Source organism: Sorangium sp. So ce887 (assembly GCF_051521455.1).
Lineage (GTDB): Bacteria > Myxococcota_A > Polyangia > Polyangiales > Polyangiaceae > Sorangium.
Genome location: NZ_CP150354.1, coordinates 7,451,483 through 7,464,696 on the forward strand (window position 1 = coordinate 7,451,483; position 13,214 = coordinate 7,464,696).

The following is a 13,214-nucleotide window of genomic DNA, read 5'->3' on the forward strand; positions in this document are numbered from 1 at the left end:
CGCGGGGGATGGAGGGCGTCAAGAACCCGCTCGATGGAGGATCGAGCGGGGCCCCGCCCAACCTGGGTCAGGTCGCCCCGCCTGGTCGGACTGCCCAATCTGGATCGCATTCCCGCAACCGGGTTTGGATTGCCGCGTCCAGGTTGGATTGTCGCAACCGGCGGTCGGATCGCCGCTCGGAACGTCAGCGGTGGCGCGACGCGCGCGGCCCGGAGGTGAGGCTCCGCATGCAGAACTTGAGGGCCTCGCGCAGGGTGGCGTGCGTGCCCAGGGCCCGCAGGTCGATGTCGAGAGAGGTCATGGTCCGCGCGACCGCGGGGCGGATCCCGGTCACGATCGCGCGGACGCCCAGGAGCTCGACGGCGCGCACGATCCGCACGAGATGATCGGCGACGGCCTCGTCGATGGCCTCGACGCCGGTGGTGTCGAGGATGGCGAAGCGGACGCTGCCGCGCGAGACAGCGCTCAGCAGGCTGTGCATGAGCTCGTCCGCGCGCTCGCGGTCCAGAGCGCCGATGAGCGGCACGGCCAGGACACCATCCCACACCTGGAGGATGGGCGCGGAGAGGGCGTGGATGACCTCGCGCTGCTGGTCGATGAGGGCGCGCTGCTCCAGCATCCGCTCCTCCTGCTCCCGCTCCCGCGCCGCGTAGAGCACGCCGAGCTCGGCGTGCGCCGCGCTGAGCTCGGCCGTGCGGGCCTCCACCTTGTCCTCCAGCCGGGCGAAGAGGCGCGCGTTCTCCAGCGAGACGGCGATCTGGGACGAGAGCAGGCCGATGAGCTCGCCACGATCGCGCGTGAACGCAGCGCTGGCGAGCGCGTTCTCCAGGTAGACGACGCCGATGACGCGCCCCTGATGAGCGATCGGCGAGGCGAGCAGCGACCTCACCCGAGCGGTCCTGATATGGGGGTCGGACGCGAAGGAGGGATGGCTCGGGCCGTCGTCGATGACGACGGTCTCCTCGGTCCGCGCGACATACTTGATCACGCTGGCGGCCAGATCGGCGCGGGAATCCAGCGGAGCCGAGGCGACCCGCTCGAAGCGGTCGCCCACGACGTCGCCGAGGGCCTCGATGGTGAGACTCCCCTCGTCCTTCAAGATCAAGAAGCCGCGGCGCGCGCCGGCGCTCTCGAGCATGATGCGCATCAGCGCCTCGAGCAGCCGGGGCAATACGATCTCCCCGGAGAGAGCCTGAGAGGCCTTGAGCACGCTGCGCAGGTCGAGGTCCTCCCGGACCACCACCGGCGCGCTGGCGAGGATCGGCAGCTCGCGCTTCAGGAGATCGGGATAGTCGCGCTCGAGGCGGGCCATGGCGCTCGCGGCGCCCCAGCGCGCATACTGCGCGTGCGCCTCGATCATGTAGGCGCGCGCGAGCGTGGTCCTCCCGAGCTTCAGGTAGCAGCGCGCGCAGAGCTCGTTGCCGAGGGCGCCGTCGTGCAGAGCGCCGCCCTCGCCGGCCGCGCGGATGCCCTCGTCGTAGAGGTCCAGCGCCTTCCGCGTGTCGCCGTCCACGCGCGCGAGCTCGGCCGCGAGCAGGAGGTGGCGGTGCTTCATGTTGTCGGGAGCGTGGCTCGCCCAGAACGCGACCTTCTCGCCAAAGGCGCGGGCCTTCGCGAGGTACTTCTCCCGCGTCTCCGGATCCGCGCCCTCGGCCGCCAGGATCAGGGCGACGCCGCCGTAGAAATGGAACGGCGGGTTGCCTTGCCAGCCGGCGATCCCGATGATGCTGGAGTTCGCGTCGAACGCGAGCGCGGCCGCCCCCGCGTGGTCGCCCTGGAACAGGCGCAGGACGAGGCGGTAGAAGAGGGCGAAGAAGAGGGAAGCCTGGTTGTTGATCGCGGCCGCGGCCGCGATGATCTCGTCGATCTCGATCCACTCGCCGGAGAGATCCGACGGGCCCGGATCCGGCCTCATGAGGTTCTCGCAGAGCTGGCCGATGGCGCTCACCATCCAGGTGATGAAATTCCACCTGTCGAACTTCCGCAGGGGGAGCAGCGATCGCGACTCGGCCTTGATCTCGGCGAGGGGCAGGCCGAGCAGGAGCGTGCTCGTGTTCGCGTTGACCATGCAGTAGAACGACCAGACGTACTGCCCCGTCTCCAGGCCGGCATGGATGCCGGTGTGCAGGATCTCTCGCCCCCTTCCGTAGCTCGTCCGAAAGTGCATGACGAACGCGCCCCACATGCACGCGAGGATCGGCTCGCTCCGCTTGTCCGGATAGCGCTGGAGGAGCTCGACCGCGGCCTCGCCGAAGGCGTAACCGAGCGGGATACGGCCGCTGACGCACAGGATCTGGCCGAAGACGACGTAGGAGAAGACCGAGCTCTGCGAGACGCCGTATTGCACGGTGTCCCGGAGGATCCGCATCACGCAGAACCCGAAGTTGTTGCTGGCGAGGAAATAGCAGGCCGAGATCATCTCCTCCAGCACGCTGTGCAGGGCGGCGATCTCGGGGTCGGCGAGCCGCGGCAGATCGAGGAGCGACTCCATCGAACGGCCGTCGATGAGCTTCAGCGTCGCCTCCACGTCGCCGGCGACCGCCTCGTCCGACGGGAAGGGCGGGAGATCGATCCCGAAGAGCCGCAAGGCCACGAGCCCCTCGGTCAGGGCGGCGTGCAGATCGGCCTTGAGGACATGCACCTTCACCTTGAGCCCGTACGCCCGCGTCTTGTCGAGCCGGCTCGTCCCGTGGACGACGGCCTGCTCCAGCGTGACGAGGGCGTCGTCGGGGCGGCCGGCGAGCACCTGCATGAGGCCGATCTTCGTGGTGAGCGCGAAGCTGAGCTCGTACTCCGTCACCCACGGCTCGGCGGGGAGCCTCGCGATCCCCTCGGCCAGGTACTTGAGCGCGGCGTCGAAGGCCGCGCTCTCCTCGGCCCGCTCGGCCGCGGCGAGGTTCATCCGCGCGAGGTCGAGGCGCGCCGCGGGATCGCGGATCAGATCGCCCGCGCGGTTCAGGTGGTTCACGACGTCGTAGAGCCCTCGCCCGTCGGCCCCGAGCTCCTCCCGCAGGAGCACCCCGATGCGGTGGTGGAGCCCCGGCCGCTCCTCGACAGGGATCATCGAGTAGGAGGCCTCCTGGATCTTGTCGTGGACGAAGCGGTGGCTCGCGCCGTCGCTCGTGATGAGCTCCTCCTTGAGCGCCGGCTCGACGCGCGCGTAGAACGCGTCGATGGAGCACCCGCTGATCGTGGACAGCGTGCCCAGATCGAAGCGGTTGCCGATCGCCGCCGCGAGCCGGAGCGCCTCCTGCGTGGGCGCGGGCAGGCGGCGGATGTTGCTCGCCATGAGGTCGAGGACGTTATCTGTGTACTCGAGGGCGCTTATCGCCGCGAGATCCCACGACCAGCGGCCGGCCTGGTCGAACGACAGGGCGCCGCCGTCGTGGATCGACTTGAGAAAGCGCTTGATGAAGAACGGGTTGCCGCCGGTCTTCTTCAGCACGAGCGCCGCGAGCTGCCCGCCGTCCGAGCGCACGAGGCTGTCGTTGACGAGCGCCGTGACGTGCGGGAGCGCGAGCGGGGTGAGCACGATGGGCTCGATCTCGACACCGCCCTTCCGGAGGTCCTCCACGGCGCGGATGAACGGGTGCGCGGAGCTCACCTCGTTGTCGCGGTAAGCGCCGCAGAAGAAGAACGCCCCGAGCCCGTCGCCCTCGAGCAGCGCGTTGACGAGGCTCAGGCTCGCGGCGTCGATCCACTGGAGATCATCGAGGAAGAGGACGACAGGGCGCCCCTGCCCCGTGAAGACCGAGACGAAGCGCTGGAAGGTGAGGTTCAGGCGGTTCTGCGCCTCGACGGGGCCCAGGGCGGGCACGGGCGGCTGCTCGCCGATGAGGTACTCGAGCGCGGGGAGGACCTCGCAGATGACCTGCGCGTTGTTCCCGAGCCCCTGGATCATCGCCGCTCGCCAGCGCGCGATGCGCTCCTCGCTCTCGGACAGGAGCTGCCGGAGCAGCGCGTCGAACGCCTGGAGCACCGGGCCGAGGGGCCGATCCCGGTTGTACTGGTCGTATTTCCCGCTGATGTAATACCCCTTCTCGCGCGCGAGGGGCTTCAGGATCTCCTGCACCAGGGACGACTTGCCGATGCCCGAGTAGCCCGACACGAGGACGACCTTGCGCGCGCCGCCGAGGACTCCGAAGAAGGCCTGCGTGAGGCGCTCGATGCTCTCCTCGCGGCCATAGAGCCGCTGGTGGATCTGCAGCAGGAGCGCGGCGTCGCGCTGGCCGAGGTCGAAGCGATCGAGGCGGCCCTGCGCGAGGCGCCGCCGGCACTCGTGGAGGTCGGCGAGGAGGCCGAGCGCGGATTGATAACGATCCTCCGCGTTCTTGGCGAGCAGCTTCATGACCACGTCGCCGAGCGGGGCGGGCACGCCGGCGCTCCGCTCCGCGGGGTGCTCGGGGATGAGGGCGATGTGGGCGTGGATGAGCTCGAGCGGGTCGAGCGCCTCGAAGGGCAGGCTGCCGGTGAGCATCCGGTAGAAGAGCACGCCGAGCGAGTACAGATCCGAGCGGTGGTCGACGCTCCGGTTCATCCGGCCGGTCTGCTCGGGCGAGGTATAGGGGAGCACGTCGGACAGGACAGCATCGCTGTAGAGCGACGCGCCCTCCTGGGTGACCGCGGCGTCGACACCGTAGTTGAGGATCCGCGCTTGACCGTCGCCGGAGACGACAAAGCTCTTCGGCCGGACGGCGCCGTGCACGACCCCATGCCCGTGCAGCACGCGCACCGCCTCGGTCATCGAGATGGCGAGATCGAGACACAGATCGATGTCGAGCCTGCCGCGCGCGGCAAGGAAGCTCCCGAGCTCGTCCCCGACTGCGTCCTCGAGCACCAGGACGAGGTTCCCATCCACCTCCTCCACCCCGTGGACCTTGACGACACGCTCGGACTCGATGCGCGCGATGTGCTTGTACTCGTGCTTGAGCCGGGCACGGTCGACGACGCGCGACTCGGCCGCGCCGAGCACCTTGAGCACCACGGGGGCGCCGTCGCTCGCGCGGACGGCGCGGTAGCGGGCGGTGTCGCCGATCGGGTCGAAGTGGATGACAGAGTGGTAGCTGGGTAGGGTGAGCATTGCTGGGTTCGAGGGAGCACCGCGAAGATCGGGTGGCGCACGAGCGAGTCGTGCCCCCTCCCCGCCCCGACCGTACAGGCGGACGGCGGATCAGAGCAACGGCCTTGCGACCAGGGAAGCTGCCGGTGGCAGACGGAACAGGAGGCACGAAGGAGGAGAGCGCGCCGGCCTGTATCGCAGCCAACCAACCGCCCCGGACCTCTGAGTCCGTGGAAATTACCACGGCGGAAATCAGCCGGGCAAGAGGGAAACTGGAACGCAGCGAGCAGGGCTCAGGGCGGGGTCATCATGCCTCGGGGCGGCGCGGGCCCCGCCGGTGGACGCGCTTCAGCGCCTGAGCCCGCTTCAGCGCTCGAGAAAGGCCAGCAGCTCGGCGTTGAACTCCCCCGCGCGCGTGTGGGCGAGGCCGTGGTCGGCTCCCTGGAAGCGCCTCGATCAGCTCCGCGAGGTCGTCGGCGTACTGGTCCATGTGGTTGCCGTCCCAGGTCTGGTCCGAGCGACCGTGGCTGCGCCGATCATGGGCGAAGCACTCGCACCCGCCGTCGAGCAGCCCGCGCAGGCCCGAGAGCATGAAGTGCATGGAGCGGTGTGCGAAATCGCCAGGCCTCGCTCGAACGCCTCGGCGTGCTCCCATCGAACACGCCGGGTGATGGCGACGTGGAGGGTCTGATTCATGGGCGGCGGCCTAGTGACTGGCCTTCTTCGGCACGATCTGCGGCTTCGCCGCGGACTGCGGCGCGTGGTGGACCATCGTGTAGGCGTACTCGACCCCCACGCCGTACGCGGCGGCCTGCTGCTTGAGCAGGGCCATGAGGCTATTGTAATGCTCGCGCCGCGCCCAGTCGCGCTGCCACTCCAGCAGCGCGGGGATCGTCGTGAGGCGCACCGCCCCCGCCTGGACCATGCGGGACAAGGCGGCTTCCTGAGCCGCAGGAGAGGTGGCCCCGCAGCAGTCCTCGACGACATAGATGTTGTAGCCGGCGCCCAGGAGCTCGATAGTAGGCCAGGTCACGCAAACCTCGGTCCACAGCCCCGTCATGAGGATGTTCTTCTTGCCCGTCGCCTCGATGGCCGCCCGGAACGCGGGGTCGTCCCATGAGTTCATCGAGGTGCGCTCGATGACGGCCTGTCCGGGGAACACGTCGAGGAGCTGCGGCCACACGTAGCCGCTGAACGACTCGGTCTCCACGGACGTGAGGATCGCGGGCACATTGAACTCTTTCGCCGCCTTCGCGAGGAGGGTGACGTTGTTGATCAGCGTCGCGCGGTCGATGCTGGCGACGCCGAACGTCATCTGCGGCTGATGATCGATGAAGACGACAGCGGTATCCTGCGGCGTGTACAGCTTGTGATACGGGTTCATGTCTTGTCTATCGCTCCTGCCATGGACAATCGCGTCGGCGAGTTCGCCGACCGCGAGCAACGTGCGCAGAGGCCCCCTCCGGCCGATGCGCACGTAACACTACCCGCCGATGACGGACCCGTCTTGGACAAGATCGCCGGAGCTCGATCGCCCGACGCCCTCGAAGCGACCGGTGATCGAGCGACGATGATGGCAGGATTGTTCTAGCCGTGCGCTCGCAGGGACGACACGAGGCGCCCGAAGCGCTCTCCTGCCTGCGTCAGGTCGTCCTCGCCGCCCTCCTCGGGGGCAGCGAGCGCCCTCGGCGGCTCAATCCACGGGGAGCTGCTCCGCGACCCAGTCCTGCCAGCCCGGAGGCATGCGCGTGGCCTCAAGGTAGCGGCGGAGCTGGAGGGCGTCATCGAAGGCCGACATTCCCCACAGGCGGAACGCGTCGACGTAACCCATGTCGTCCTCGAAGGAGTCGGCGAAGTCGGCGACCGACAGGCCGAGCTGCCAGGGCGCCTTGGCGTGCCCGGCGCAGAGCAGCCGGGCGAGCGACAGGAGCCCTCGCTGAGGCTCGATCGGGCCAGCGTCCCCTGTCTCGAGCGCCTGTGCACACGCTCGCCAGCTCTCCGGCACGCCGGGGGGCGTCCATCCGCTGCCTTTCCGGAGCTCGGCGACCTGGCGCGACCAGAACCAGAGCTCGCGGGTGTTGTAGCGGGCCGCGTCCTCGGGCGTCGAGTACATCTCCCACGGCCAGCTCAGCTCCTTCTGCTGGGCGAGCCAGGTGGTGAAAGCGACGTCGGACGCGATGAGCCCCTGTTCCAGGAGCGCGGAGCGGCGCTGGACCACCGCAGTCGGGTCGTCCTCGTCGCTGTCGTCCTCGTCGCTGTCGTCCTCGTCGCCACCTTCCGCGGGGTACAGGACATGGTGAACGGCGTCTGCCCAGCTGATGGGAGCGGGAGGGTGGCGTCGCAGGTAGGCGATGCGGCTCTCGGGATCCGGGGCAAGCTGCTCGAGGAAGACGCTCCACAGCCCCATCCAGTCCTCCCCTGCGCCCATTCGCCAACCGAGGGTGTGGCGCTCGTAGTCGGGGAAGCGCTCCCATGGCGGAGCGAGATCGCCGTGCGGGTCGAGATGCTCGCGGAGGCGGGAGCGACAGCTCTCTTTCCAGCTCATGACGGCAGCATACAGCACACGACGCGAGCCGTCGTGGACGGCGTCGAGCCATGCGGCTCGACCGTCCGATCCGGGATGGACGAGACAGCGCCCGTCCGGCGCCGCCGCGACGAAACCGGCAACGCCGCCCCGCGTAGGAGCGGTGGATGCGCTGCGCCCGGAGGGTGTCGACGAGATCATCCAGGGCGATGCGGTCGCACAACCCGCGCGCGAGCGCGCAGCTCCCAACCGGAGAATCCCTCCCCCGTCCAAGGACTGACCCCCAATGAGCCCCCTGAGACATTTTCAAGGATGGTCCCTGCTGCGCACGAGCCTGCTGATCATCGCGGCCGTCGCGGTCGCGATCCTGTGGCGCAGCGACTTCTCGGTGGATGGCGTGCGCATGGTGCTGCGGACGACGGCGCGCACCTCCCTGGCGCTGTTCCTGCTGGCCTTCACCGCGTCGGCAGCGTTCCGCCTGTGGCCCAGCAGCTTCACGCGCTGGCAGCGCGCCAACCGCCGCTACCTTGGCCTGTCGTTCGCGGGCTCGCACGCCATGCACGCGCTGGCCATCATGGCGTATGCCTTCATGGATCCGGTGCTCTATCACTCGCGGGTCCCGCCATCGACCCATGTGATCTCGGGCCTCGGCTACGTCTTCATCCTCGCGATGGCCGTCACGTCCTTCAAGCGCACGGCGGCCTGGCTCGGCCCCCGGGCGTGGAAGGCGCTGCATCTCGCGGCATCCTATTATCTGTGGCTGTCGTTCATGAACTCCTTCGGCAAGCGCGCGGCGTCGGACCCGTTTTACTGGCCGTTCGCGAGCCTTGTCGTGGCCGCGCTGCTGATCCGCATCGTCGGCAAGGCCAGGGCCAGCGCACCGAAGGGCCTCCCTGAACGCGGCGACTCGGCGCGCGAGATGACCACGGTCCTGTAGGGCGCGCGTTCCGGGCTGGCGTGACGCTGTGGGCCGCCTTGGTCCCTCGGGGCGTGAGGCGGCCGGAGATCGATCAGGGCGTCATCCAGTTCCGTGAGACGCACAGCATGGACAGCAGCTTGAGCGAGTCGCCGTAGTAGTCCTCGGTGGGCGCGGTGGAGACGATCTGGCTCCACAGGCTGTCCAGCCACGCCTGACCGCCGGAATCCGCGGTGGCCGCGACCGCGAACGGCGCCATGAACACCATGTCATTGTAGGACTCGATCGCGCGACCGGCGAGGGTGTACCCAGCGCGGATGTTGCGCGGATCGCCCCCGGTCTTGCCGCGGATCCAGCTGCTGATCTTGCTGACCGCGTTGCGCGAGCGCGCGTCGCCGCTGATGGCGGCATCGATGCCGAGGCGCCACGGCACGCGGCTCGCGTTCCAGGAATAGCTGCCATCGTGCGGCGCCTCGAGGAAGTTGGCGTTGGCGGGGCGAGGCGTCGCCTTCTGCGTGTCGATGATGAAGTCGGGCAACAGGCCGGTCGCGCTGGCGTACCGGCTCTGCATCGCCTCGATCAGGGTCTGGTGCGCGGTCAGCACCCGCGACCAGTCGGTGCTGGGGTGTCCGATGAAGCTGCGGAAGTGGCCGAGCATCCAGTCGGAGCTGCGCGTGGCGTAGTAATACAGAGGATCGTCGGGCCACTTGGCCCAGTCGCCGAGGTTGACCAGCCGCGTGGTCGGGTTGACGTTGCTCGTCGCGATCGCGTTGAGCACGCGGGTGGCCGCGGCCGCGTAGTCGATCGCGCCGCTGGAGCCCCATTGTTCGTGCGCGAGCAGCAACGCATAGGCGATGTCGAGATCGCCGTCCGTGGCCGAGTCGTGATCGAGGACGTCGCGGCAGCTGGAATCCTGCGCCCACGCCATCAGATCGGGGTTGTTCTGGCTGGGATGACGGCGATTGTAGCGGTGCAGGCCGTCGAAGATCGTTTGCGCCTGGGCGTCTTGCCCGGCCATCATCACGGCGATCAGCATGCCGTAGCCCTGCCCCTCCGACACGACGTGGGCGCCGTCGCCCGTGCTGGCCCGGATGCGGTATTCGTCCGGCTGACAACCGGGCTCAACATAGCGACTCTTCCACTGCCAGTAGAAAGTTGACGTCGCGCTGTCGGCCGCGGCCTGACCTGCCGAGACACGCAAGGTCGACGCATCGTAGGGCTGATGGTGGCTACCGAACGGATGGTTCTGGGCATGTGCGCTGCCAGCGACGCCGAGCAAGGTCAGCGTCAGCCCTTGCAGGATCCGCTTCAGCGTTCCTTTTCGTCGTGATGAGGACCCCACCGAGGATGACATGAACATGGAAGCAGCCTCCAAGCGGTAAAGAGTTGCCCGAGGCGGCAACCTGCGCAGCGACGAACGCGACGGAGCGGCCCGCGCAAGGCTGTTCCGGTTCGTCAGCCATGTTCCGGGAGAAACCCAGGATCACGCTGCCAGGCTGAACGCCGCCGAGGGCACTCCCAGGCTGAATGCCGCCGAGGCGCCCGCCCTTCAGAAAATCTTCCCGGCTCCGGTGGCGCGCGACGCGCGGACAGACCCGCTCGGCGGGCAGCAGCGTTTCCGTGTCAATCGCAAATCAGGTGGAGACGGCGTCACGCCACGAGGTCGGTCGATGGTTCGATTTTTCCGTGGTCACCCGATCACGGATGATCCCAGCCGGTGATCGAGGCGTCCGGGGTTCTACCTCTACTTCCCGGCGCGCGCGCAGACGCAAACGAAGCCGCGCGCCTTCATCGACACGGCGCTCGCGGTGCTCGCGCCGGAGGGGCGGCGGGCGGGAGCGGGATAGGCGGGCTGAGGGGCGCCGAGCTGCGGCGGGCTCGGTCGAGGACGCCCGCCCCGACCCTGCTATTGAGAGATTCGGCTCTTCCAGTATCCAGGTTCGCGGCGAGCGTGCATCACAGCGATGATAACGATGTGCTCGCTCGAGAGCCGGTAGATCAACGCGTAAGGGAACTTGCGCAGGTTCCACCGCCGCACGTCATCCTCGATCCGCGCCGCGGCGTCGGGGTTCCGTCGAGCGAACCCGACGGCCGCCTCGAACGCATCGACGAACCGCGATGCCGCCTCGGGCGACAGCTCGAGATAATGGTCGACCGCCTCTTCGAACTCCTGAAGCGCACGCGGGTGGAACCGGAACCGCCTCACTGCCGGCGCGCATCGATCCGGGCGCGCGCATTGCGGAGGACGTCCTCGCCGTCCACGAGCTGCACCGTCCCTGCCTCGACCTCCGCTGCTCGCCTTCGGATCTCCTCGATCTGCCCTGATGCGAGAGGCCAGCTCTCCTCGGGGTGGAGGCTCTCCCAGATCCGGTAGGCCACGAGCTCACGCAGCGCCGGCGGGAGGGCGAGCGCCAGATCTGTCAACCTGTCCACTTCGGCGTCCACGTCGGCAGGCATGCGATCCGATCTCCTTTTGCGGAGCGCGATCCTACCACGAACGGCGACGTGGGCGACCCTTTCCGGCGCGCGCGCCCTCCCCCGGATACCCCTTAATCCACGATCTCGAGCGCTCGCCGCGGGCACGCCCGCACCGCCCGCTCGACCTTCGGGCGCAGCGCCGGGTCCACCTCGTCCAGCAGGACGTGGAGCCGATCCTCCTCGTCCACGCGAAAGGCCTCCGGCGCGACCCGCATGCAGGCCTGGTTGGCCTCGCAGAGATCCCGGTCCACGACGACCCGGCTCATCCGCCTACCTCGGACCGAGCCGCGGGCGTCACCGCCACGCGCAGCGACGAGAGCTTGCGGAGGGTCGGGTGCTGCGCGTACGTGGGCTCTCCGATGACCCGCATGTCCGCGTAGCGGCGCATCAACGTCCCGATGGCGACCTCGCCCTCGAGCCGCGCGAGCGAGGCGCCCAGGCAGTAATGCGGCCCGAGGCCAAAGCTCAGGATCTCCTCGGGCTGCCGCCGCGGGTCGTAGCGGTCCGCGTCGGGGATAGCGCGAGGATCGCGCAGCGCCGCCGGCAGGATCGCGACGAGGGTCGACCCCCTGCCCATGCGCACGCCGCCGATCTCGACGTCCTCCGTGCAGTACCGCACGACCCCTCCCTTGCCGAAATTGTCGAAGCGCAGGAGCTCGTCCATCGCGCTGCGCAGGAGCTCGGGCTCGGCCCGCACCGTCGCCGCGCGCTCGGGCACGCAGAGCAGCGACATGACGCCGAAGCAGATGAAATGCACCGTGGTCTCCGAGCCGGCAGCGATGATCGCGGCGACGAGCCCGAGCATCTCGTCCTCGCTCAGCCGGTCCCCCTCGGCCTCGGCGCGGATGAGCGTGCTCAAGAGATCGTCGCCCAGGCGGCTGCGCCGCTCGGCGATGAGCTCGCGAAGGAGCTCCACGCCCGCAGGCACCGGGGCGACGACCGCCGCGAACGTCTCGGGGGTGAGGCGCGGGTCGACGGTCCTGATGAGCGCCTCGCCGAAGTCCCGGAAGACCTTCTCGTGCGTTCCCGGGATGTCGAGCATCGAGGCGACGACGCGCAGGGGGATGAAATCGGCGAACTCCGCGATCTCGATCTCGTCCTTGCCCTCGAACGGCGCGAGCGCCTCGTCGACGGTGCGCTGGATCATCGGGCGCAGGCGGTCGACCGCGCGCGGGGTGAAGGCAGGGCTCACGGCCCGGCGGACGCGCGCGTGGTCCTTGGGTGCGAGGCGGAACAGCGAGTGCTCGAACGGCGCGCGGATCGGCTCCGGCAGCCCCGCCTCGGGCGCGGGCAGCCCGGCCGCCACGGGATCGGTCGCGAGCCGCGGATCGCGCAGCACGGTCGCCACATCGTCGAAGCGGCTCACCACATAGGACTGCGCATCTGGCCAGAAATACACAGGTGCGGACTCGCGCAGCTCCGTGTACGCGGGGTAAGGGTTCGCGTCGAACCCCGGCGCGTCCGGCTTGAAATGGAGCACCGGACATCCGTTTGCGGCTTGATTCGGCCTCATCATCGTCCCTCCTTCACGCGCGGAGACGGGCACCCCTCCGATCTCGGCCGGCGCCCCTCGCAGCCAGCGTGATCGGCGAGCGAGCCCGCCATCGCGGCGACAAGCATACCCACGAACCGAGAAGACATGCAGCTCGAATGGCGCCTGGAGCATCGATCCGGCGCGGCGCACCACGGGGTCTCTCGCGGGGAAGCGCTTCCCTCGCGGCCCCGAGCGCGCCGAGCGACCCACCGGGAGCCCGATGCACGCTCGTTCGATCGCATTGCGGAGGAAGAGCCCCGATCGTGCACACTCGTCCCCTGTTCTCCTTCTCATGTGAGCGGGAGAAGCACGTGGGTCCCCGCACCGCACGAGACACCGGCCCAATTTCCGCTCTCGTCAGAAATTGTGCTCTATGCGGCGCTCCCGGGCCGGCCGTTCCTGGGCTTGCTCGATCGGATGAGGGGATGCCCCTCGCGGGGCGCACGTCGAGCCCATCGCTGCCCCGGAGCCCCTCAGTCCTCCACGGGATAGCACGACCCGGCCAAGCAAATGCAGGTTTCGGAAAATCCGCACGGACAATCGCTGTCCTCAACGCACTCATCGCCCATGCACTGGCCCTCCCCGTCGCACTGCTCCTGCCCCCCCCAGCCGCACGGCATCCCTCGCTGAACGGGCTCCGTCAGGCAGGCACCGTCGATGGATCGAAGGATGCGACCGCGGCAGCAGGGCTGGCCGCGCCGCT

At 69.0% G+C, this 13,214-nt stretch carries 9 protein-coding genes and 1 pseudogene; 1 reads left to right on the forward strand and 9 read right to left on the reverse strand.

Features of this window, described 5'->3' with window-relative positions; all coding sequences use genetic code 11:
- Positions 1 to 184: 184 nt before the first annotated feature.
- The 4 genes and pseudogenes from WMF36_RS27555 to WMF36_RS27570 form a co-directional block, all read right to left on the reverse strand.
- Positions 185 to 5,080, reverse strand: coding sequence for an AAA family ATPase (locus tag WMF36_RS27555; RefSeq protein WP_437573742.1), 4,896 nt, complete (start codon positions 5,078 to 5,080; stop codon positions 185 to 187).
- 424 nt (positions 5,081 to 5,504) lie between these two features.
- Positions 5,505 to 5,660, reverse strand: a pseudogene (locus tag WMF36_RS27560) (alpha/beta fold hydrolase); the annotation flags it as partial.
- A 105-nt stretch (positions 5,661 to 5,765) separates the two neighbouring features.
- Entirely contained in the window at positions 5,766 to 6,443 is a 678-nt protein-coding gene (locus WMF36_RS27565) for a hydrolase (RefSeq protein WP_437573743.1), read from the reverse strand.
- Positions 6,444 to 6,752: 309 nt separating this feature from the next.
- Positions 6,753 to 7,604, reverse strand: coding sequence for a hypothetical protein (locus WMF36_RS27570; RefSeq protein WP_437573744.1), 852 nt, complete (start codon positions 7,602 to 7,604; stop codon positions 6,753 to 6,755).
- 265 nt (positions 7,605 to 7,869) lie between these two features.
- Here WMF36_RS27570 and WMF36_RS27575 point away from each other — a divergent pair, with 265 nt between their 5' ends.
- Positions 7,870 to 8,520, forward strand: a complete 651-nt coding sequence (locus WMF36_RS27575) for a hypothetical protein (RefSeq protein WP_437573745.1) — start codon at positions 7,870 to 7,872, stop codon at positions 8,518 to 8,520.
- Between the two features lie 73 nt (positions 8,521 to 8,593).
- Here WMF36_RS27575 and WMF36_RS27580 read toward each other — a convergent pair whose 3' ends face one another.
- The 5 genes from WMF36_RS27580 to WMF36_RS27600 form a co-directional block, all read right to left on the reverse strand.
- The gene (locus WMF36_RS27580) at positions 8,594 to 9,859 is read right to left on the reverse strand and encodes a glycosyl hydrolase family 8 (RefSeq protein ID WP_437573746.1); all 1,266 of its coding nucleotides are present in this window, start codon (positions 9,857 to 9,859) and stop codon (positions 8,594 to 8,596) included.
- A gap of 546 nt (positions 9,860 to 10,405) precedes the next feature.
- Positions 10,406 to 10,705: a type II toxin-antitoxin system RelE/ParE family toxin gene (locus WMF36_RS27585; RefSeq protein WP_437573747.1), complete on the reverse strand. Its 300-nt coding sequence runs from the start codon at positions 10,703 to 10,705 to the stop codon at positions 10,406 to 10,408.
- Entirely contained in the window at positions 10,702 to 10,956 is a 255-nt protein-coding gene (locus WMF36_RS27590; RefSeq protein WP_437573748.1) for an addiction module protein, read from the reverse strand. Before WMF36_RS27590 ends, WMF36_RS27585 begins: the two co-directional genes overlap by 4 nt.
- Before the next feature lie 92 nt (positions 10,957 to 11,048).
- Positions 11,049 to 11,243, reverse strand: coding sequence for a ferredoxin (locus WMF36_RS27595; protein WP_437477000.1), 195 nt, complete (start codon positions 11,241 to 11,243; stop codon positions 11,049 to 11,051).
- A complete protein-coding gene (locus WMF36_RS27600) occupies positions 11,240 to 12,490 on the reverse strand; it encodes a cytochrome P450 (RefSeq protein ID WP_437573749.1) in 1,251 nt (416 codons plus the stop codon). The genes WMF36_RS27595 and WMF36_RS27600 overlap by 4 nt, the downstream gene beginning before the upstream one ends.
- Positions 12,491 to 13,214: the final 724 nt, after the last annotated feature.

Bases quoted from the DNA above. Each gene is read 5' to 3' on its own strand.
- WMF36_RS27600 (WP_437573749.1), bottom strand. From the start codon at position 12,490: ATGAGGCCGAATCAAGCCGCAAACGGATGTCCGGTGCTCCATTTCAAG.
- WMF36_RS27555 (WP_437573742.1), bottom strand. From the start codon at position 5,080: ATGCTCACCCTACCCAGCTACCACTCTGTCATCCACTTCGACCCGATC.
- WMF36_RS27580 (WP_437573746.1), bottom strand. From the start codon at position 9,859: ATGTTCATGTCATCCTCGGTGGGGTCCTCATCACGACGAAAAGGAACG.
- WMF36_RS27575 (WP_437573745.1), top strand. From the start codon at position 7,870: ATGAGCCCCCTGAGACATTTTCAAGGATGGTCCCTGCTGCGCACGAGC.
- WMF36_RS27595 (WP_437477000.1), bottom strand. From the start codon at position 11,243: ATGAGCCGGGTCGTCGTGGACCGGGATCTCTGCGAGGCCAACCAGGCC.
- WMF36_RS27590 (WP_437573748.1), bottom strand. From the start codon at position 10,956: ATGCCTGCCGACGTGGACGCCGAAGTGGACAGGTTGACAGATCTGGCG.
- WMF36_RS27565 (WP_437573743.1), bottom strand. From the start codon at position 6,443: ATGAACCCGTATCACAAGCTGTACACGCCGCAGGATACCGCTGTCGTC.
- WMF36_RS27570 (WP_437573744.1), bottom strand. From the start codon at position 7,604: ATGAGCTGGAAAGAGAGCTGTCGCTCCCGCCTCCGCGAGCATCTCGAC.